This is a genomic window from Mesorhizobium subarcticum (assembly GCF_055456085.1).
The window spans coordinates 1,444,628-1,463,457 of record NZ_CM144237.1 but is presented as its reverse complement, the minus strand read 5'-3'; the positions used below and the strand labels follow the sequence as shown (position 1 = coordinate 1,463,457).

Here is an 18,830-nt window from a genome sequence, read left to right as displayed (position 1 = left end):
GAAAGCGCGCGCGGGAGCAGCCGCTCCCGTGCGACGTCGGATGGCTGCGCGTATCAGTGGTTTGACCGGGTGAAGTCCCAGTATTGCGGCAGCTCCTCGAGCTCCGGCAGGCCGATATCGCGTCTCAGATAGTCGTCCTGCGGAGGCAACCGGCGCCGGCTCGAGCGCAATGGTGCGAACAGCAGCGAGGCGGACCGCCGGAAAAACCGGCCCAGTAACGGGCCTCGTCCGACTGGTCTCGGACCCGCCAGCACCTCGCGGAGCGAGATATCAGGCAAGCCGCCACCGCCGCGAAGGGTAGTTGCACGGTCATTGTCGGGATCAACGGTAAAAGTAAGGGTCAAGGACCCGCACCTCCGTGATCTTGTCGACAGGCAGCGAATTCTTCTGCGCCGTGCTGCGGATCGCCTCGGGCGACGGCGCATCATAGATGCAGAAGCTCTGCTTCTTGTCGGGCGAGACGAAGGACTGCACCCAGGTCACGCCTTTTTCGGCGTTGCGCATGATGACGCCGCCCAGCGCATCGGCGCCGGCATCGTTCATCGGTACGCTGAGGCCATTTGGAAATGTGCGTTCAACTACATAGCGAGGCATATCGGGTTTCCCTTTTGTGTTGATTCACGCTCGATTTGAGCGCGGCTGGACATTGATCACGCTCGCGAAGGGCGCACATCGGAACCTTTCCCTATATTTTGTGTGGAAGATTCCCTATACTGGCGACGTTATGTGGAGAATGGCACCGGAATGTGTGGAGGGTCACATTTCCGGGCAGGCGCCTTGGACAGTCGTGGCGGATGTCCAGCGCAGCGGTGAAACCGACCCCATTTGAGCGATGACGATGCTTCTGGAACGGCAGGCGCAGTTGGCGCAACTGGACGAATTTTTGGCGGAAGCCAGCCGCGGACGCGGGCGCGTCGCGGCGTTGTCGGGCGAGGCCGGAGCCGGCAAGTCGGCGCTGGTCGAAGCCTTTACCAGCCGCGCCGGGCCGGATGCGCGCATCTTTCGCAGCGCTTGCGAGGACCTGTCGATACCCGACCCGCTCGGGCCTCTCTACGATCTGGCGCGCGAGGCGCAATGGGCGATGCCGCAGGCGGTCGACGCAAGGCAGGGACAGCGGCTGCCGCTGTTTTCCGATGCGATGGAGGTTTTCGAGGCAAGGTCGGGTGCGACGCTGCTGGTGATCGAGGATCTGCACTGGGCCGATGACGCGACGCTCGACTTCGTCCGCTTTCTCGGTCGGCGCATCGCCAACACCCACATCCTGCTCGTTCTGACGGCACGCACCGATCGCAGCGAGGGACAGGCGCGTGTGCGCCGGGCCCTGGGTGAAATCCCGTCGGGCAGCGTTGCGCGCATCGACGTGCCGTTTCTGAGCGAAGCGGCGGTGGTGTCACTTGCCGCCGCCGCCGGCCGCGACGGTGATGCCATCTACCGGGCGACGGCCGGCAACGCCTTTTTCGTCACCGAATTGCTGAGCGCCGAGAATGAAACGGCACTGCCGGCCAGCGTGCGCGACGCCGTGGTCGCGCGCGCCGACCGCCTGTCGGACGGGGCCCGCTCGATGCTTGGCGCGGTGTCGGTGTTTCCAAGGCGCGCCGACGCCTGGGCCTTGCAGGGCCTGTGCGGCGTGGCCGCCGCCGGCCAGCTTGCGGAATGCGTCTCGAATGGGCTGCTGGATGATCTGGGCGACGGCTACGCCTTTCGCCACGAGATCGCCCGCCGCGCCATCGAGACGATGCTGACGACAAGCCAGCGGCGCGAGTTCAACCAGCGCGCCCTTTCCGCGCTGCTCGAAAGAGGCGAAGTCGCCACCGCTCGCCTGGTCCATCATGCGGTGGGAGCGCACAATCTGGAGGCGGTGCGCCAACTGGCGCCGGTCGCGGCTCGGGAGGCGTCACGCGTCGGCGCCCATCGCGATGTCGCCGGCTACTACGAGGTGGCCTTGCGCCAGGCCGATACCTTGCCTGAGGAAGAGCGCGCCGGCCTCTACGAGCACCATGCCTTCGAGTGCCATTTGATCGCGCGCATAGACGAGGCCATCAAGGCGCAGGAACAGGCGCGTGTGTTGCAACAGGCGCTCGGCAATACGCTGAAGGAAGGCGACAGCCTCAGATGGCTGTCACGCTTTGCCTATCTTCTGGGCGACCGGCAGGCCGCCGACATATTCGGCGCCCAGGCGGTCGCCTTGCTGGAGACCGTGCCAGTCAGTGCCGAGCTGGCCATGGCCTATTCGAACCTTTCTCAACTGGCGATGCTGGCCGAAAGGCTGGACGAGACCTTGTCGCTGGGTGCCAGGGCGATCGAGCTCGCCGAACGGTTGAACAGGCCGGAAGTCGTTTGCCACGCTCTCAACAATGTCGGCGCCGCCGAGCAGTGGCTGGACCTGGACTCAAGCCGGCTGCATCTTGCCCGCAGCCTCGAAATCGCGCTTGAGCACAATTTTCAGGAGCACGCGGCGCGTGCCTTCACCAATTGCGCCTGTGGCGGCATGAATCAGCTCGAATACGGCCCGGCTCAATCCTTCCTCGATCGCGGCATCGACTATTGCGTCGACAACGATCTGGCGACGTGGCGCGACTACATGCGTGGTGTGCGTGCGCAGTTGCTGCTGCGTCGGGGATGCTGGGATGAGGCGGCGACCGAGGCGCTCGACGTGATTGCCAACGACCGGGCGACCGCCCTGGTGCGTTATCCAGCCCTGGTGGCGCTGTCGCGGCTAAGGGTTCGCCGTGGTGACCCATCGCCAGAGCCGCTTCTGGCCGAGATGAAGCAGTTTCTGGAAAAGGGAGCCGAGCTGCAGCGCCTGTTGCCCTACGCGGCGGTGATTGCCGAACGGGCCTGGCTGGGCGAGGCGGACAAGGATGAGGCGCTGCGGCTGATCGGCCTTGCCGAGGGCCTGTCGCCGACGCGGGCGGTGTTCGCCGAACTGGCCGGCTGGCGGCAGCTGCTGGCACCCGATATCGATCCTGGCGACATATCAGGCATGGCCGCACCCTACCGGATGCTGCTGGCTGGAGATTGGCGGGGCGCGGCCATTGTCTGGGCGGAACTCGACGCCCCTTACGAACGCGCGCTGGCACTCGCCCAGGGCGATGAGGCCGCACAACGGGAGGCGCTGGAGATTCTCGAGGCGCTTGGCGCCCGGCCCGTCGCAAGCCATGTGCGCGACCTCATGCGGCAGAACGGCGTCATTCGCATTGCCAGGGGGCCGCGCCGCACCACCCGTTCCAACAGCGCTGGCCTGACCCAGCGCCAGATGGAAGTGCTGCAGCTGATCGAGCGCGGCCTGTCCAACAAACGGATCGCGGAGCATCTCACCATTTCGCCCAAGACGGTCGACCACCATGTCTCGGCGGTGCTGGGCAAGCTCGATGCCGTTTCGCGCGGCGAGGCCACCGCCGCCGCGCGGGACAGTGGGCTGATCTGAGGCGGCTGGCGATGGCTCAGTCGTAGGTCAGGTCCGTCGCCTTGCCGCCGAACACCCGGTAGGCATAGAAGGAATAGAAGATGATGACCGGCAGCACGACGACGGTGCCGGCCAGGATGATGGCCAGGCTTTCAGTCGCGGACGCCGCCTGCCAGATGGTCAGCTTGTCGGGCACCACGAACGGGTAGAACGACCAGGCGAGGCCGGCAAAGCCGAGCGCGAAGATCGCGGCCAGCGTCAGGAACGGCCTGATCGCATGGCGATCGTAGGGCTTGGGCAGATGGAAGGTCTGCCGCCACAGCCAGAAAAACAGCAGCGCCGACAGGATCGGCAGCGGCGACAGGTAGAGCATTTCCGGCCAGACGAACCATTTGGCGAAGATGCGTGGGCTGGCAAAAGGCGTCGCCAGCGACACCGCCGCCATGCCGAGCGCGGTCAGCACCAGCGCGGTGCGCAACCAGCGCACCGCCTTCTTCTGCAACGCGCCTTCGGTCTTGTAGATCACCCAGGCAGCACCCATCGCCGCGTAGGCCGCGGCCAGGCAGAACGCCACCAAGGCGCCGAACGCCATGCCGCTGAAGCCCACGTCGAGGCCGAGCACATAGACGCCCAGCATATAGCCTTGCGCCAGCGAAGCGATGACGGAGCCGAGGAAGAAAATGCGGTTCCAGCGGTGTTTCTTGCCGCTCGGCACCTTGGCGCGGAAGTCGAAGGCGACGCCGCGCAGGATCAGTCCAACCAAGAGCACGAACACCGGAATGTAGAGCGCGGTCAGGATGACGCCATGCGCCAGGGGAAAGGCGACCAGCAGCAGGCCGACGGCCAGCACCAGCCAGGTCTCGTTGGCATCCCAGAACGGACCGATGGCCGCAATCATGGTGTCCTGCTCGGCATCTTCGGCGACCGAGAACAGGATGCCGATGCCGAGGTCGAAACCGTCGAGGATGACGTAGATCAGGATGGCGAGGCCCATCAGGCCGGCGAAGATCAGCGGGAGAGCGGTTGGCCAGTCGAAGGTCATTCTTCTTCTCCTATTCGCCAGCTGCCGGCTGCGACATGGCTGCTTTCATGACGCCGGGCAGGGGCGAGGTGTCACCATCCTTGGCCGCCTTCAGCGCCAGATGCACCAGCACGCCGAGATAGGCGATCAGCAACAGCACGTAGAGAATGAGGTAGATGGCAAGCGTCAGCGCGACATGGCTGCCGGCCACAGGACCGACCGCGTCGGCGGTTTTCAGCACCCCCGTCACCAGCCAGGGCTGGCGGCCGATCTCGGTCGTGTACCAGCCGGCCAGCGTCGCCAGCCAGCCCGACAGCGCCATCGGCACCATGAGCATGGCGAGCGGCTTCGGCAGGCTGTGCCGGCGCTTGAGGAAGAAGGCGGCCGACCAGGAGACGGCGAGCATCAGCAGGCCGGTGCCGACCATGATGCGGAAGCTCCAGAACAGTGGGAAGACCGGCGGATGGTTGCCTGGAAAATCGTTCAGCCCCGGCACCACGCCGCTGGTCGAGTGCCGCAGCACCAGGCTGGCGCCATCGGGAATGGCGATCTCGAACCTGTTCTCCTTGGCCGCCTCGTCGGGCAAGGCAAAGAGAACCAGCGGCACGTTGGGGCCCGTGTTCCAGTTGGCCTCCATGGCGGCGATCTTCTGCGGCTGGTGTTCCAGCGTGTTCAGCCCATGCTGGTCGCCGGCAAATATCTGGATCGGGATCAGCACCGCCGCGGTGAAGACACCGGTGCGCAGCGCCTTCCACATCGATTCCGAGCGGTCGCCATAGAGATAACGCAGCGCCGACAGGCCTGCGATGAGGAACGACACCGTCAGGCCCGAGGCGAGCAGCATATGCACCAGCCGGTAGGGCATCGACGGGTTGAAGACGATTGCCCACCAGTCGACGGCATGCGCCACGCCATCGCGCATCTCGAAGCCGGCCGGCGTCTGCATCCAGGAATTGAGCGCGATGATCCAGAAGGCCGAGACGGTGGTGCCGCCGGCCACCAGCACCGTCGCCAGCGTGTGGACGCGGTTGGAGACGCGGCGGAAGCCGAACAGCATGATGCCGAGGAAGGCAGCCTCGAGGAAGAAGGCGGTGAGGATCTCGTAGGCGAGCAGCGGCCCGGCGATGTTGCCGACCTTTTCCATATAGCCCGGCCAGTTGGTGCCGAACTGAAAACTCATGGTGACGCCCGACACCACGCCCATGGCGAAGGAAAGCGCGAACACCTTCACCCAGGTGAAATAGGCGCGCATCCAGGCGGAATCGTTGGTCGCATTGTAGCGCAGCTTGAAGAAAAGCAGCACCCAGCCAAGGGCAATGGTGATCGTCGGAAACAGAATATGAAACGAAATATTCGCGCCGAACTGCATGCGCGACAGTATGAGCGGGTCCATGGCGGGCTCCGGCTGCTAAGTACCGGCGGAGGATAGGCCCGAAGCGGGTTCAGGTCAAAGCGGCGTCCTGCCGCGAGGCTGAACGCCACAAGGACAATTTTACCGGTTCATGCCGGGCTTAAAGGCCGGTCTCCGGCACCGCGCCAAGCGCGTCCGCGAATTTGCGCATCAGACGCACGAGTTCTTCGATGTCTTGCGCGTCCCAGGTCTCGAAAATGGCGTGGCCGATCTTTTCGCGCGCTGTATCGACGAGGTCGGTCATCGCCTTGCCCTTCGGGCTGATCACGGCCTCGCGCACGCGTCTATCGGCGGCGCTGGCTTGGCGTTGCACCAGGCCCAGGCTCTCCAGTTTGGCGACCTGACGGCTGACGGTCGTGTAGTCGCGCCCGACGCGGTCGGCCATCTCGACAACGCCGATCGGTCCGAAGCGCTCGATGCCGACGAGCAGCGGAAACAGCGCCCGGTCGAGCGGAATGCCGGCCGCCTTGATCAGCAACTCGTCGCGCTGCGGCCGGTTCATCAGCCCGACAATATCGAGCACCGCCGCATGAATCTGTCGGAGTTGGTCCGAGATATGTGTATTGTGCACGTTTTTTGTTGACGGCATACGGGGACTCCTTATATGTGCATTATACACATAATACGAAAGTCAGAAAGACAAACCATCATGAAAGCCGCGATTGTCTCGAACGCCGGGCAGACACCGGTCTACGGCGATTTCCCCGAACCGGTTCCGGCTCCGGGCGAAAACCGCGTCACGGTCACCGCTGCCGCCATCAGCCATGTCGTCAAGAGCCGGGCCTCGGGCTCGCACTACAGCTCGTCCGGTCAGTTCCCCTTCGTCGTCGGCATTGATGGCGTCGGCCGGCTCGACAACGGCCGCAAGGTCTATTTCGCGCTGCCCAGGGCGCCCCATGGCAGCATGGCGGAGCGGACTGTTGTGCCCGAGGCGCATTGCGTGGCACTGCCCGAGGTGCTGGACGACATCACCGCCGCGGCCATCGCCAATCCAGGCATGGCGTCATGGGCCGCCTTCACCGAACGGGCGAAGCTGAAGCCAGGCGAAACCGTGCTGGTCAACGGCGCCACCGGCACCGCGGGGCGCCTCGCTGTCCAGATCGCCAGGCATCTCGGCGCGAAGAAAGTCATTGCCACCGCCCGCAACGCGGCGGCACTCGACGCGGTCTCGGCACTTGGCGCTGATGTGACGATACCGCTCATCGAGGACGGGACGGCTCTTGAGGAAAATTTCAAACGGCAATTCAAGGACGGCGTCGATGTCGTCATCGACTATCTCTGGGGCAGCAGCGCCGAACACCTGCTGATCGCCGCCGCCAAGGCCAGCCCTGATGCCGTGCCGGTCCGCTTCGTCCAGATCGGCGCCGTCAGTGGCTCTGACATCACCTTGCCGAGCGCGGTTCTGCGCTCATCCGCGATTGCCCTGATGGGCAGCGGTATCGGCAGCGTCCCGCTCGACCGCTTCATCGCCTGCACCGGCGACCTGCTGCGCGCCGTGGTCCCGGCCGGTCTTCAAATCGCCACCACGCCGGTGCCCCTGGCGGATGTCGAACAGGCATGGGTCAGGGATGACAGCACCAAGCGTACCGTGTTCACGCTGGGCTAGCGGCACGCAACGTGTGTCGAGAACTGTCAGCAGCACCATTGACTTGCGGTTGCATGGCACGACATTCGGCCTATATCAGGGGACCTCTTTCAGGCAGCCGTTTTCAGCCATGCCCTCCATTCTGTCCATTTCCGGGGTCTCCAAGACCTATGCCACCGGCTTCACGGCACTCAAGGAAGTCAATCTCGACATCCAGCGCGGCGAAATCTTCGCGCTGCTTGGGCCGAACGGCGCCGGCAAGACGACGCTGATCTCGATCGTCTGCGGCATCGTCAACCGCTCGACCGGCACCGTTACGGTCGACGGTCACGACATCAACAAGGACTACCGCGCCGCGCGCAGCCTGATCGGCCTGGTGCCGCAGGAACTGACCATCGACGCCTTCGAGAGTGTCTGGGCAACCGTCAGCTACAGCCGCGGCCTGTTCGGCAAGCCGGCCAACCCGGCCTTCGTCGAGAAGGTGCTGCGCGATCTGTCGCTGTGGGACAAGAAGGACGCCAAGGCGATCACGCTGTCGGGCGGCATGAAGCGCAGGCTGATGATTGCCAAGGCGCTGTCGCATGAACCGCGTATCCTGTTCCTCGACGAGCCGACCGCCGGCGTCGACGTCGAGCTGCGCCAGGACATGTGGGAGATGGTGCGGCGGCTGCGTGAGGATGGCGTCACCATCATCCTCACCACCCATTATATCGAGGAAGCCGAGGCGATGGCCGACCGCGTCGGCGTCATCAACCGCGGCGAGATCATACTGGTCGAGAACAAGGCAGAGCTGATGCGCAAGCTCGGCCGCAAGCGGCTGGTGCTGGAACTGCGCAATCCGCTGACGGCCATCCCGGAAGCCCTTTCGCGCTATGCGTTGGAACTGTCGCCGGATGGCGGCCAGCTGACCTACACCTATGACAACCAGGCGGATCGTCCAGGCGTTGCCTCGCTGATCCGCGACCTCGAAGCCGGCGGCATCCAGTTTCGCGACATCGACACCAAAAACAGCTCGCTCGAGGAGATCTTCGTCAATCTGGTGAGGAAAGACGCATGAACCTGCGCGCAGCCATGAATTTTCGTGCAGTATGGGCGATCTACCGGATGGAAATGGCGCGTGCTTTCCGCACTGTGCTGCAGAGCATCGTCTCGCCGGTCATCTCGACATCGCTGTATTTCGTCGTCTTCGGCTCGGCCATCGGCTCGCGCATCACCGAGATCGACGGCATCAGCTACGGCGCCTTCATCGTGCCGGGGCTGATCATGCTGTCGCTGTTGACGCAGTCGATCTCCAACGCCTCCTTCGCCATCTATTTCCCGAAATTCGTCGGCTCCATCTACGAGCTTTTGTCGGCGCCGGTCTCCTACCTGGAGATCGTCATCGCCTATGTCGGCGGCGCGGCCACCAAATCCATCATCCTCGGCCTGATCATCCTGGCCACCGCCTCGCTGTTCGTGCCGCTCCACATCCTGCACCCGTTCTGGATGCTCGCTTTCCTGATCCTGACAGCGGTGACCTTCAGCCTATTCGGCTTCATCATCGGCATCTGGGCGAAAAGCTTCGAGCAGCTGCAGCTGGTGCCGCTTTTGATCATCACGCCGCTGACCTTCCTCGGCGGCAGCTTCTATTCGATCAACATGCTGCCCGGCATCTGGAAGACGATTACGCTGTTCAACCCCGTCGTCTATCTGATCAGCGGATTCCGCTGGAGCTTCTACGGCAAGTCCGACGTCTCGGTTGGCATCAGCCTCGGCATGACGCTGGTGTTCCTGGCCGTCTGCATCGCGATCGTCGCCTGGATTTTCAGAACCGGGTATCGGCTGCGCAACTGACGCGGCGAAAGCGCCCGGAAACGCGGCCGAGATCTGTTGAGATTCAGGTCAGGCGGCCTCACCTGAATATCGGCAGATCTAGATTGCCTTGACCAGCCGCAGCAGCCCCAGCATCTCGATATAGGTCCCTTCGCGAAAGGCGATGTAGACCGGCTGCTCCACGCCATGAAAACGGCGTTTGAACGCGGCCTGACCCTGCAAATTGAACCTGCGGCGGTTGATCCAGGGCGAATCGTAGGCGCGCTGGAAGGTGTTGCGCCAGAAATCGCTTTCGGCAAATCCGCTCGGTCCGATGTCGAGCATGGGCGACAGGCCAAGCGTGACCACCGATATGCCTTCCTCGCGAAAACGGTCGACCGAGAACTTGGTCAGGCCGATCTCGGCATGCGGCGAGGCGTCGACATGCTTGCGCTTGAAGGCGGTGGTGTAGCCAATGACCTTGCCGTCGGCAAACAGCGGGTCGAAATCGAGCAACGCGATCAGCTCGCCATCGGGACCATGCAGGACGAAGCGGCGCATGTCGGTGCCGAGTTGCTCGTAAAACGGACGGTTGAGAAAGCCCATCTCCCAGCGCCTGACGATGCGGTCGCCGCGCCAGTTTTGGGAAAGCCGCGCGATCTCGTCGAGGTGAACCGTCCGCTTGTCCTCTTCGAACGAAAAACCCTTCTTGAGCAGCCAGCGTTCGGAATAGCGCACGGTCTCGTTGCGCTTGCCGGAAAAATCGTGCTCGGGCAAGGCAAGGCGGGTGTCGATGCCCAGCCGGTTGACCTTGTAGCCGAGCCCGGCGAGCACGCGCGCGGTCTCCTCGCCGATCTGAACGAACCACGGGTTGCGGGCACTGTCGACAAAGCGCCTGATGTAGTCGGCTCGCTGGGCCGGCGCCGCCACCGGGTCGCCAAGCGCGAAATGATGTTTCATCTTGGTGCCGAAGGCGATGTAGCCGTCGGCGTCGCCGAAATAGGACAGCTTTTGCTGCACGGCGGTGGAATAGGCGAGCGAGAAGTCGCCATGGCGGCGCACCAGCGCCAGCCGCTCGACATGCGTCAGCGCCTGGCGCTCGACCTTGGGCGAGGCACCCTCGAGGATTTTGTCGAAATAGATCCGCAAGGAGGCCATGGTCGAGATTCCGCGTGCCGTCTGTGACGCGACATGCCTTCCGGCATGCAAGACGCGCCACGGCGTCTTATTTTTCGCGGGAAGCCGAAAACGGTTGCCGGTTTCGAATTCCTGCGTCGGTATCGAGATCCGCCAGCCCCCGCGGCTCGAATCAATCACATTGCCGCGACCTATTATCGCCGATGCCGCTGATATGCCATATAGGGCTGGATGGTTTCGGACAGAAGCGGGCAATCCGCTTGATGTCGTTGTTTGGGCGCATTTCCGCGATGGGAGTCGTTGCAGCTGAGCGGCGCAATGCCCTGGTGCGCAGCTACGGCCGGCGCAAGGCCTCGGCAACCGGCACCGATCTGCCGTGGGGTCTGCGCGCGATCAAACGGTTACAACCTGCTGCGAGCCTTGCCGGGATGCGCGGCGGTTGAATGGGACTTGGAGAGTGAATGGCTGATACGACAACCAGACCGTTGGTGGAGCAGTTGGTGGCTGTCGAGCCGGCGATCGTCATTGGCGCCGGTGCCGCCGGACTGGCTGTCGCGCAGGCTTTGATGAAGGCCGGCGTCCCGGTGGCGATCCTGGAAAAGGAGAGCCGGCTGGCCGAGCCCTGGCATCGGCGGCACCAACAGCTGCATCTCAACACCCATCGCGATCTCTCGGCACTGCCTGGCCTTGCCTATCCCGGGAACACCCCTGCCTTTCCGCACAGGGACATCGTTATCCGCCATATGAACGATTTCAAGGAGGCGAACCGGCTGCCGGTGGAGTTTGGCGTTGCCGTCGAGACCATCGTGTTCAGGGGCGATCACTGGGCCGTGCGCACCAGCGCGGGCTCGCGCCTGGCGCCCCATGTCGTCGTCGCCACTGGCCGCGACAAGGAGCCCTTCACGCCGCTGTGGAAGGGCACGCAGGCGTTTGCGGGACAGATCATCCATTCGGCTGATTTTGGCGACGCCAAGGCCTATGCCGGCAAGAAGGTGCTGGTCGTCGGCGCCGGCAATTCCGGCTTCGACGCCCTCAATCATCTGGCGGGCGTGGATACGTCAGCCATCTGGCTGTCGGCCCGCAGCGGCCCCGCCCTTCTGCCCAAGCGGATCGGCCAGATTGCCGTGCATCGGCTCTCGCCACTCATGGCGCGCTTGCCGTTGCGCATCGCCGATGCGGCGATCGCCGCCACGCAGCGGCTGGTTTTCGGCGACCTGACCAAATTCGGCCTGCCTCCTGCACCTGCCGGTGGTGCGAGCCGCCTGACCTCGGATTACACCGCGATCGCCGCCGACGATGGCGCCGTCGACGCCATCAAATCGGGCAAGATCACCGTCGTGCCGGCGATACGGGAATTCACCCGCGACGGCGTGATCCTGGCCAATGGCAGCCTGATCAATCCCGATATCGTCATTGCCGCGACGGGCTACCGTACCGGGCTGGAGCGCATGGTCGGCAATCTCGGCGTGCTCGACAGCAAGGGTGTTCCGCTCTTCAATGGCGGCGAAAGCGACCCGAAACTGCCGGGCCTGTGGTTCACCGGCATGCGGCCGAGCATCCGCGGCTGCTTCGCCAATGCCAGCATACTGGGCAAGGCGATCGCCCGGCAGATTGTCCGCTCCTCCCAGCTATCCGGCGCGTCACGCTGATTTTATCGAGACGATAGAATCTGGTGGCTCTATCTCTCTGTTTTTACGCAATTCCGGACGGAAAACCGTTTCACACTTTTCCTGGAATTGCTCAAGGCGCACGCGCCTGTCTTGAGTCTTTATGTGCCATGTTATATAACATGTTATGATTTACTGCGAGACGCCATGATGGAAGACGTTATCCGGTCGCTTGGCTATCTCTGCCTCGGCAGCAGGCTGAAGCGCATTGGCGAGCAGTTGCAGGCCGATGCGCAACGGCTGCTCGATGGCCTGGAGGTTCCGCTTCAATCGAGCCAGTATCCCCTGCTGGCCGCCCTCGACAGGCTGGGACCGCTGGCCGTCGGCGAGCTGGCGCAATCGCTCGGGCTGACGCAGCCGGGCGTGACAAGAAGTGTGTCGCTTCTGGCCGAGCTCGGGTTGGTCGAAACCGTCCAGTCGCAGGATGACCAGCGGCGGCGCATGGTCTCGCTGACCGAGAAGGGCCAGCGCCTTGTCGATGTCGCCAAGCGGGATGTGTGGCCGCGCATCGAAAACGCCGTCGCGGATCTGTGCCGCGATCTTTCAGGCCCGCTTCTCAATCAACTCGCTGCCATCGAGGAGGGGCTGGCCGCGGCTCCGCTCGATCGCCGTGTCAGAAAGGCCGTCGCGCAATGAAACATGTTCTCGACCGGCCCGTCTGGAGCGCGCTTCAGACGCGGCATCAGGCCTTCGCGCAAGGCGGCAAGCTCGCCAGGCGCTATTCACCGTCCATCGCCCTCTTTGCCGCCACTGCTGCCGACGATGCCGCAAGCCTGCAGGCGCTCAGTGACCTTGTCGGCCCGGGTGAGCGCGCCATCATGGCGCAAGCCGACACCATTGCTCTTCCGCCTGACCTCGCGGTGATCTCGACCGCCGACGCCGTCCAGATGATTGCGCAGGCGCCGTCGCAGACCGTATCGGACGAGCGCGTGCAGCCCCTGACACAGGATGACACCGCCGAAATGCTGGCGCTGGCATCGCTCACCAAGCCCGGCCCGTTCACGTCAGGGGCCTTGAACCTCGGCGCCTTCTGGGGCGTGAAGGTCGAGGGCAGGCTGGTGGCGATGGCCGGCGAGCGCATGAAGCAGCCTGGCTACAGCGAACTCAGCGGCGTGTGCGTACATCCCGAGTTTCGTGGCGCCGGCCTCGGCCGGTTGCTGTCCGTGTTCGTGGCCAACCAGATTTTTGCCCGCGGCGAAATCCCCTACCTGCACGCCTATGCCAGCAACGCCGGCGCGATAAGGCTGTACGAATCCATCGGCTTCAGCTTGCGGACCCCGATCAATGTCGCCGTCGTTCAGCGCGCTGCGTGAGGCTGGACGCGATGGTGGACATCACGCCGATTTCGGCTCCAGCCGGCGGAAACCGACGGCTTCCATCAGCATCTCCTCGTCGACCATGCCGGCATTGTGGAGCGCAAGCAGGGTGAGAGCCAGCTCACGCGCCTCTGTCGATTCGGGGTGCGCTTCGCGTTGTCTGCAGGCTTCATCAAAGACGCGCTGCAGTCTGGCGATGTCGTCAGGCTTGAGCAGGCCACGGTCATAGATGGACTTCGGCATGGCGACCTCCTGAAAGAGGAGTTAGGGCGCCACGTTTAAATTGCCAATCTTTCCCGAGGCTTGAATGATTTGATGCAAAGGAGGGGCGTCGAATCGCCGAAGCCCCTCCTCAAGATTACGCATCCACGCCGCGATCAGACCGCGATCTTGCCACCGCCCTGTTTGGTGATGGCGACAACCGACGGCCGTACTGGCATGTCGGGCTTGAAGTCGGGCCAGCGCGTCGACAGATCCTCATAATAGGACGGGCGGCCAAAACCTTCCCAGTCCTCGCCGCCGTCGCCCGGATGCTGGACGGCGACGAAGGCGGTCTGATCGTCGGGCGCAAACAGCGGGCCGCACATTTCGGCGCCGATCGGCACGCGGAAGAACAACTTTGACGTCGCCCGCGCGGCACCTTCCGTATCCACCGCCCACAGGCCGTCGGTGCGGCCGGTGGCCTTCGGGCCCTGGCCGTCGGTGGCGACCCACAGGCGACCGGCCGAATCGGCCGCGCAATTGTCGGGCATGCCGAACCAGCCATTGGCCGTCGTCGCCGTCGAGAAGGTGGCGCCGACCTCGGCCACCGAGGGATCGCCGCATTTCAGCAGCACTTCCCATTTGCCCTTGGTGGCGGTGAAATCGCCATCGGTCTCGGCGATCTCGATGATATGGCCAAAGGCATTTTCAGCGCGCGGGTTGGCGGCGTCGACCTGGTCGGCCTTGCGTTTGGAATTGTTGGTCAGCATGACATAGACCTTGCCGTTGACACCATTGGGCTGGATGTCCTCGGGCCGGTCCATCTTGGTGGCGCCGAGCAGATCGGCAGCGCGCCGCGTCTCGATCAGCACGTCGGCCTGGCCAGTGAAGCCGTTTTCCGCCGTCAGCGGGCCTTGACCAAAGACGATCGGCAGCCAGTCCACCGTGCCGTCCTCGGCGAATTTGGCGACATGCAGCGTGCCGTCGTCGAGCAGGTCCTTGTTGGTGGCATGGTCGTTGGCGTTAAAGCGGCCGGTGGTGACGAATTTGTAGACATAGTCGAAGCGCTCGTCGTCGCCGAGATAGAAGACGACGCGGCCATCCCTGGCGACGATCGATTCGGCGCCCTCATGCTTGAAGCGGCCCATGGCGGTGCGCTTGCGAGGGGCCGAGGTCGGATCGTTGACGTCGACTTCGACGATCCAGCCGAACCGGTTGGGTTCGTTCGGCTCCCTGGCCAGGTTGAAGCGGTCGTAATGCGCACCCCATTCATAGGCGCCTTCCGGAATGCCGAGACGCTTGTAGTTGGCGGCTTCCTTGTGGCCTTCCGGCAGTTCGCCGGAGAAGTAGCCGTGGATGTTCTCCTCGGCCATGACATAGGTGCCCCACGGCGTGACGCCGCCGGCGCAGTTGTTCATGGTGCCGAACACCTTGGTGCCGGATGGGTCGGCATTGGTCTTGACGCGGTCGTGGCCGGCGACCGGGCCCGACAGCGCCATTTCGGTGGTCGAGGTAATGCGGCGGTTGAGTTTGCCGTCGCGCACCACTTGCCATTTGCCCGACACTTTGCGGATCTCGACGATGGTGCCGCCATGGGCTGCCATTTCGACGTCGACCTGCTCTTTGCTCAGCAGCGCGAGTTCGGGCTTCTTCTTGCCGTCCTTCTCGACGATCGTGACGATGCCCGGGAACATCAGATGCGGGTTGGTGTATTCGTGATTGACCACCAGCAGGCCGTGCTCTGCCGAGCCGTCGATCGCGATGTAACCGACATAGTCGTTGTTGTAGCCGAACTGCCTGGCCTGTGCCTGCGCCGACTGCTTGGTCGGATCGAACTCCGGCGAATCGGCAAACAGCGGATCGCCCCAGCGCAACAGCACGTCGGCATCATAGCCCGGTGCGACATGGTGCTTGTCGTCGATGCCGGCCTGCAGTTCGTCGAATTTGAAGGCGGAGCCTTCCGCGGCGCGGGCATCGTCGGCGGCGATCATGGCGAGCGGGCTGACGGTGGCGGCAATGGCCGAGACGGCAAGCGATCCTCTGAGGAAGTCCCGGCGCGAAAACCGTGCGGCGATGATCTCGCCCATGGTGCGGTTCTCGGTGGGGTTGACGGCCGGTCCTTCGTTTTCCTCGAGCTGGCTGGTGCGGAAGCGGCTGTCAGGGGAGCGGTGGTCGGTCATGGGCTGTCCTCTGGCTTTGTGGTGTTGGCTGAATGTGACCTTTCGAGCCCTAAGGCCTGCTGATCACATTTTCGTGACATTGAGAATTGCGCAAGCTCATTCGGCACCCGCACCCGCCTCGTCGCCAAAGGTTTTTATGACGACGGCGTGCCGCTAGGCCTTTGGTCCGAGGTCGGTCCCTTCATAGGTCTTGGCTGGCGCGCCATCGGTCGTGGGCCGGTTACGTCAGGTCTCTCAATCAGCGATGGTCTCGACACCTGCAACGCCGGTTCGAGATCCGCCGGCATGATTGAAAGGAACCGAGATGCGCAAATCGATCACGACCCGTTGGCTGGTATTGAGAGCGGCATCAGCATTGGCGTTGACCATCGCCCCTTATCACCTGGCGCTTCATGGCTCGGCGGCCGGCGTGGTCGCCGCAAGCGCTTATGCCAAGGATGGGGGACATGGCGGCGGCGGTGGCGATGGGGGCGGCGGTGGCGATGGCGGCGGCAATAGCGGTAGCGGCGGCAGTGGCGGCAGTGGCGGCAACAGCGGCAGCGGAAACGGCGGCGGTGGCGGCGGTGATGACGGCGGCAATTCCGGTCGTGGCGGCAACGACGACGGCGCCGGTGACGATCACGGCGGCACCAACAACTCCGGACCCGGCAAGGGCCAGAACGACGACGGCAACGACGACAACGGCCATCACGTCAACGCGGCGACCGGCGACAAGGTCGAAGCAGAGGGCAACAAGATCGAGGTCGAACATGTCGACGGCACCAAGGAGGAGATCGAGAACGGCCGTTTCGAAATGAAGGATTCGCTGGGCCGCACGATCGTCGAAAGGCCGGCGACGCCGGCAGATTTCAGCCGCCTGCAGTCTTTGTGAGGCGAGCCAACAGGCAACGGCCCGCATCACACGTCACCTCCGCCGCGCCCCGGCGGGGGTGACTTTTCGCGTCACCTCGACATTGCCAATGCCAGCAAGCTTTTGACGCCGAACTTTATCGCGGATGCAGCTGGCTGCGGTCGCGCGCCTCGCGCATCAGCAGTGCGGCCTCGGTGCGATTGCGCACATTGAGCTTCGACAGGACACCGGTCATATGGTGCTTGACGGTCTTTTCCTGGAGCTTGAGGCGCAACGCCACTTCCTTGTTGCTCAACCCTTCAGCCACAAGGCGCAGGATTTCGGCCTCGCGGGCGGTTAGCTGGCGCATGCGGGCGCTCATGCCGTTTGCCGGCTGCAGGGAATGCAGGTCGGACAGGAGCCTGGCCGAGAGCGTTGGCGACACGTAGCTTTCGCCGCCAGCCACATTGTGCAGGATTTCGGCCAACATCCGCGATCCAACACCTTTGAGCACATAGCCGCGCACCCCTGCATTGAGCGCCCGGGTTACATCGGCATTGGCTTCCGAAACCGTCAGCATGACGATCTTCTGATCAGGATCGTCGGCAAGGATGTTTGCCACCGAGGCGAGACCGCCGCCAGGCATCGAGATGTCGAGCAGGAGAATGTCGGGCCGCGCCGTCGAAACGATGCGTTCCGCATCCTGTCCCGTCGCCCCCTCGCCGACCATCTCGAAGCCGCCGATTTCCGACAGGCTGCGTATCACGCCTTCCCGAAACAGCGGGTGGTCATCGACGACGGCGATGCGGATGGCGCCGATCATGCTTGCTCCTCCACCGATAAACTGATCACCAATCGCGTGCCCTGCGGCCCGGTCATGATTTCGAATTGGCCGCCAATGCTTTCGATCCGCCCCCTCAAGCCCGCCAGCCCAAGGCCCTCTTCTTTTTCCGGATCGAATCCCTGTCCGCCATCCGATACGTCAACGAACAGCCGGGCTCCTTTCATCCCGGCGTTTACAGCTTGGTTCCTGCCCTTCCCGTGGCGGTACGCGTTGTTGAGACCTTCCTGCACGAAACGATAGATGCTGATCTTCTCCGATGCGCCGGTCTCGGGCAGCGGGCCAGCTACCGCCAGCGCCACCGAGGTTCCGGTCCTGCGTTCGTGCTCGTTGACCGCCAGGCGCAGGATTTCGGCAACGGCAGCCGTTTCGATCTGCGGCAGAACGAGGCCATTGCAGATGCCGCGTATCTCGCGCATCGAATCGTCCAACGCCCTGCGGATCATGGCGATCTCGGCATCGCGGCTCTCATTTGGCCCCGCGCCTCCTGAAAACACCGCGCTGTCCAGGCGCAGCGCCGCCAGCGCCACGAGTTGGGCCGGTCCGTCATGAAGGTCGGCGCCGATCCGGCGCAGATATCTCTCATTGAGCGCGGTGGCGCGCCGGGACGCCCGCTGCACACGCTGCCGCAAGGCGTTGTTCTGCGTCACCAGGCCCTGCAACTCCGACACCTGGCGGCGCAGCGCCCCGCGCTGATCGTCGATGGTGCGGCTGCCGCGTAAGACGATGCCCGACAGGAGCAGGAAAGCCGTCAAGGTTGTGCCGGCCACGATCAGCCAACTCGACAAAAGTGCGGAAGCCAGCGTGGCTTTGAAATCGCCGGCTATCTCGTAGAACTCGGTGACGGCAACCACCTTGCCGGACCAGGGTTCGCGCACGGGATTGTAGATCTCCAGCAACGGCATGCCGATAGCCCGTTCCTGGCCTTCGTTTTCGTTGAACGTATCGAACTGGGCAGCGACGTTGCCCTGGAAGGCGGAACGCAGATTGTCGGTCAGGTCGAAGCGGCGGCCGATCAAGGCCGCGTCCTTGGCGTAGAGCACGGTGCCGTCGCGGCGCCACAGCCTGAACGACACCAGGCGCTTGCCGAGCGCGCCCTGGCCGAGTGTCTCGTCGAGCGCCTGCTTGACGGATTCACTGAGCTCCTCGCTCTTGCGCAGGTCTGGCAGCAGTGGCGCAATCACGCTGTCGACATAAAGCGCCGTCGTGGCGGCGGAGTTGCGGATGACACCGTCCTCGATCTGCATCGTCACCCAGGAGCCGATCACCAGCATCACGGCCAGCAGGCCAAAGCCGCCGGCAACGACGAATTGCAGGGCAAGCGAAAGCTCGCTCCAGCGCCGCGCCAAGGTCTGCAGAATACGTATCATGACCCCCCGACCGCCCCTTTTATCGACAGCCGGGCGATGTCAGCACATTGAGCCTCGGTCCTGTCATTGCCAAGT

Annotated in this window: 19 protein-coding genes; 9 read left to right on the top strand and 10 right to left on the bottom strand. The window is 63.8% G+C overall.

Annotated features, from left to right (window positions below):
• Nucleotides 1-53 precede the first annotated feature (53 nt).
• Together ACZYHG_RS06965 and ACZYHG_RS06960 are read right to left on the bottom strand one after the other, a co-directional pair.
• Nucleotides 54-344, bottom strand: a complete 291-nt coding sequence (locus ACZYHG_RS06965) for a hypothetical protein (RefSeq protein ID WP_464613140.1) — start codon at nucleotides 342-344, stop codon at nucleotides 54-56.
• Nucleotides 322-594, bottom strand: coding sequence for a DUF4242 domain-containing protein (locus ACZYHG_RS06960; RefSeq protein ID WP_027032108.1), 273 nt, complete (start codon nucleotides 592-594; stop codon nucleotides 322-324). The genes ACZYHG_RS06965 and ACZYHG_RS06960 overlap by 23 nt, the downstream gene beginning before the upstream one ends.
• Nucleotides 595-832: 238 nt before the next feature.
• Here ACZYHG_RS06960 and ACZYHG_RS06955 point away from each other — a divergent pair, with 238 nt between their 5' ends.
• Nucleotides 833-3,427 (top strand): ATP-binding protein, encoded by a 2,595-nt coding sequence (locus ACZYHG_RS06955; RefSeq protein ID WP_464613139.1) that lies wholly within the window; start codon nucleotides 833-835, stop codon nucleotides 3,425-3,427.
• A 16-nt stretch (nucleotides 3,428-3,443) separates the two neighbouring features.
• On the opposite strand, the gene ACZYHG_RS06950 is transcribed toward ACZYHG_RS06955, so the two are convergent.
• The 3 genes from ACZYHG_RS06950 to ACZYHG_RS06940 form a co-directional block, all read right to left on the bottom strand.
• A complete protein-coding gene (locus tag ACZYHG_RS06950; protein ID WP_464613138.1) occupies nucleotides 3,444-4,448 on the bottom strand; it encodes a cytochrome d ubiquinol oxidase subunit II in 1,005 nt (334 codons plus the stop codon).
• 10 nt (nucleotides 4,449-4,458) lie between these two features.
• On the bottom strand, nucleotides 4,459-5,820 hold the full coding sequence (locus ACZYHG_RS06945; RefSeq protein ID WP_464613137.1) for a cytochrome ubiquinol oxidase subunit I: 1,362 nt from the start codon (nucleotides 5,818-5,820) through the stop codon (nucleotides 4,459-4,461).
• A gap of 118 nt (nucleotides 5,821-5,938) precedes the next feature.
• Nucleotides 5,939-6,427 (bottom strand): MarR family winged helix-turn-helix transcriptional regulator, encoded by a 489-nt coding sequence (locus ACZYHG_RS06940; protein WP_464613136.1) that lies wholly within the window; start codon nucleotides 6,425-6,427, stop codon nucleotides 5,939-5,941.
• A 60-nt stretch (nucleotides 6,428-6,487) separates the two neighbouring features.
• On the opposite strand from ACZYHG_RS06940, the gene ACZYHG_RS06935 reads away from it, so the two are divergent.
• The 3 genes from ACZYHG_RS06935 to ACZYHG_RS06925 all read left to right on the top strand — a co-directional run bounded on the left by ACZYHG_RS06935 (nucleotide 6,488) and on the right by ACZYHG_RS06925 (nucleotide 9,256).
• Nucleotides 6,488-7,444, top strand: coding sequence for a quinone oxidoreductase family protein (locus tag ACZYHG_RS06935; protein ID WP_464613135.1), 957 nt, complete (start codon nucleotides 6,488-6,490; stop codon nucleotides 7,442-7,444).
• Nucleotides 7,445-7,553: 109 nt separating this feature from the next.
• Nucleotides 7,554-8,480 carry an ABC transporter ATP-binding protein gene (locus ACZYHG_RS06930; protein WP_464613134.1) on the top strand — a complete coding sequence of 309 codons (927 nt, stop codon included), beginning with the start codon at nucleotides 7,554-7,556 and terminating at the stop codon, nucleotides 8,478-8,480.
• 14 nt (nucleotides 8,481-8,494) lie between these two features.
• On the top strand, nucleotides 8,495-9,256 hold the full coding sequence (locus ACZYHG_RS06925; protein WP_464614638.1) for an ABC transporter permease: 762 nt from the start codon (nucleotides 8,495-8,497) through the stop codon (nucleotides 9,254-9,256).
• Nucleotides 9,257-9,334: 78 nt separating this feature from the next.
• On the opposite strand, the gene ACZYHG_RS06920 is transcribed toward ACZYHG_RS06925, so the two are convergent.
• Nucleotides 9,335-10,372, bottom strand: a complete 1,038-nt coding sequence (locus tag ACZYHG_RS06920) for a phosphatidylglycerol lysyltransferase domain-containing protein (protein WP_464613133.1) — start codon at nucleotides 10,370-10,372, stop codon at nucleotides 9,335-9,337.
• A gap of 239 nt (nucleotides 10,373-10,611) precedes the next feature.
• Here ACZYHG_RS06920 and ACZYHG_RS06915 point away from each other — a divergent pair, with 239 nt between their 5' ends.
• The 4 genes from ACZYHG_RS06915 to ACZYHG_RS06900 all read left to right on the top strand — a co-directional run bounded on the left by ACZYHG_RS06915 (nucleotide 10,612) and on the right by ACZYHG_RS06900 (nucleotide 13,331).
• Complete coding sequence (locus tag ACZYHG_RS06915; RefSeq protein ID WP_464613132.1) at nucleotides 10,612-10,794, top strand: hypothetical protein; 183 nt, start codon at nucleotides 10,612-10,614, stop codon at nucleotides 10,792-10,794.
• Nucleotides 10,795-10,812: 18 nt separating this feature from the next.
• A complete protein-coding gene (locus ACZYHG_RS06910; RefSeq protein WP_464613131.1) occupies nucleotides 10,813-12,000 on the top strand; it encodes a flavin-containing monooxygenase in 1,188 nt (395 codons plus the stop codon).
• 168 nt (nucleotides 12,001-12,168) lie between these two features.
• The gene (locus ACZYHG_RS06905) at nucleotides 12,169-12,654 is read left to right on the top strand and encodes a MarR family winged helix-turn-helix transcriptional regulator (RefSeq protein WP_464614637.1); all 486 of its coding nucleotides are present in this window, start codon (nucleotides 12,169-12,171) and stop codon (nucleotides 12,652-12,654) included.
• Nucleotides 12,651-13,331 carry a GNAT family N-acetyltransferase gene (locus ACZYHG_RS06900; protein WP_464613130.1) on the top strand — a complete coding sequence of 227 codons (681 nt, stop codon included), beginning with the start codon at nucleotides 12,651-12,653 and terminating at the stop codon, nucleotides 13,329-13,331. Before ACZYHG_RS06905 ends, ACZYHG_RS06900 begins: the two co-directional genes overlap by 4 nt.
• A 21-nt stretch (nucleotides 13,332-13,352) precedes the next feature.
• Here ACZYHG_RS06900 and ACZYHG_RS06895 read toward each other — a convergent pair whose 3' ends face one another.
• Nucleotides 13,353-13,577 (bottom strand): hypothetical protein, encoded by a 225-nt coding sequence (locus tag ACZYHG_RS06895; protein WP_464613129.1) that lies wholly within the window; start codon nucleotides 13,575-13,577, stop codon nucleotides 13,353-13,355.
• Nucleotides 13,578-13,711: 134 nt separating this feature from the next.
• Nucleotides 13,712-15,715, bottom strand: coding sequence for a PhoX family protein (locus ACZYHG_RS06890; RefSeq protein ID WP_464613128.1), 2,004 nt, complete (start codon nucleotides 15,713-15,715; stop codon nucleotides 13,712-13,714).
• Nucleotides 15,716-16,019: 304 nt separating this feature from the next.
• Between ACZYHG_RS06890 and ACZYHG_RS06885 the strand changes: the two genes are divergently transcribed.
• Nucleotides 16,020-16,586: a hypothetical protein gene (locus ACZYHG_RS06885; protein ID WP_464613127.1), complete on the top strand. Its 567-nt coding sequence runs from the start codon at nucleotides 16,020-16,022 to the stop codon at nucleotides 16,584-16,586.
• 115 nt (nucleotides 16,587-16,701) lie between these two features.
• On the opposite strand, the gene ACZYHG_RS06880 is transcribed toward ACZYHG_RS06885, so the two are convergent.
• A complete protein-coding gene (locus ACZYHG_RS06880; RefSeq protein WP_464613126.1) occupies nucleotides 16,702-17,367 on the bottom strand; it encodes a response regulator in 666 nt (221 codons plus the stop codon).
• Nucleotides 17,364-18,755, bottom strand: coding sequence for a sensor histidine kinase (locus ACZYHG_RS06875; RefSeq protein WP_464613125.1), 1,392 nt, complete (start codon nucleotides 18,753-18,755; stop codon nucleotides 17,364-17,366). Before ACZYHG_RS06875 ends, ACZYHG_RS06880 begins: the two co-directional genes overlap by 4 nt.
• Nucleotides 18,756-18,830: the final 75 nt, after the last annotated feature.

What these genes read in the sequence shown, in the direction of transcription:
- ACZYHG_RS06955 (WP_464613139.1), top strand. Translation starts at nt 833, where the DNA reads ATGACGATGCTTCTGGAACGGCAGGCGCAGTTGGCGCAACTGGACGAA.
- ACZYHG_RS06880 (WP_464613126.1), bottom strand. Translation starts at nt 17,367, where the DNA reads ATGATCGGCGCCATCCGCATCGCCGTCGTCGATGACCACCCGCTGTTT.
- ACZYHG_RS06885 (WP_464613127.1), top strand. Translation starts at nt 16,020, where the DNA reads ATGCGCAAATCGATCACGACCCGTTGGCTGGTATTGAGAGCGGCATCA.
- ACZYHG_RS06945 (WP_464613137.1), bottom strand. Translation starts at nt 5,820, where the DNA reads ATGGACCCGCTCATACTGTCGCGCATGCAGTTCGGCGCGAATATTTCG.
- ACZYHG_RS06895 (WP_464613129.1), bottom strand. Translation starts at nt 13,577, where the DNA reads ATGCCGAAGTCCATCTATGACCGTGGCCTGCTCAAGCCTGACGACATC.
- ACZYHG_RS06920 (WP_464613133.1), bottom strand. Translation starts at nt 10,372, where the DNA reads ATGGCCTCCTTGCGGATCTATTTCGACAAAATCCTCGAGGGTGCCTCG.
- ACZYHG_RS06960 (WP_027032108.1), bottom strand. Translation starts at nt 594, where the DNA reads ATGCCTCGCTATGTAGTTGAACGCACATTTCCAAATGGCCTCAGCGTA.
- ACZYHG_RS06890 (WP_464613128.1), bottom strand. Translation starts at nt 15,715, where the DNA reads ATGACCGACCACCGCTCCCCTGACAGCCGCTTCCGCACCAGCCAGCTC.
- ACZYHG_RS06930 (WP_464613134.1), top strand. Translation starts at nt 7,554, where the DNA reads ATGCCCTCCATTCTGTCCATTTCCGGGGTCTCCAAGACCTATGCCACC.
- ACZYHG_RS06950 (WP_464613138.1), bottom strand. Translation starts at nt 4,448, where the DNA reads ATGACCTTCGACTGGCCAACCGCTCTCCCGCTGATCTTCGCCGGCCTG.
- ACZYHG_RS06935 (WP_464613135.1), top strand. Translation starts at nt 6,488, where the DNA reads ATGAAAGCCGCGATTGTCTCGAACGCCGGGCAGACACCGGTCTACGGC.
- ACZYHG_RS06875 (WP_464613125.1), bottom strand. Translation starts at nt 18,755, where the DNA reads ATGATACGTATTCTGCAGACCTTGGCGCGGCGCTGGAGCGAGCTTTCG.
- ACZYHG_RS06940 (WP_464613136.1), bottom strand. Translation starts at nt 6,427, where the DNA reads ATGCCGTCAACAAAAAACGTGCACAATACACATATCTCGGACCAACTC.
- ACZYHG_RS06925 (WP_464614638.1), top strand. Translation starts at nt 8,495, where the DNA reads ATGAATTTTCGTGCAGTATGGGCGATCTACCGGATGGAAATGGCGCGT.
- ACZYHG_RS06910 (WP_464613131.1), top strand. Translation starts at nt 10,813, where the DNA reads ATGGCTGATACGACAACCAGACCGTTGGTGGAGCAGTTGGTGGCTGTC.
- ACZYHG_RS06900 (WP_464613130.1), top strand. Translation starts at nt 12,651, where the DNA reads ATGAAACATGTTCTCGACCGGCCCGTCTGGAGCGCGCTTCAGACGCGG.
- ACZYHG_RS06905 (WP_464614637.1), top strand. Translation starts at nt 12,169, where the DNA reads ATGGAAGACGTTATCCGGTCGCTTGGCTATCTCTGCCTCGGCAGCAGG.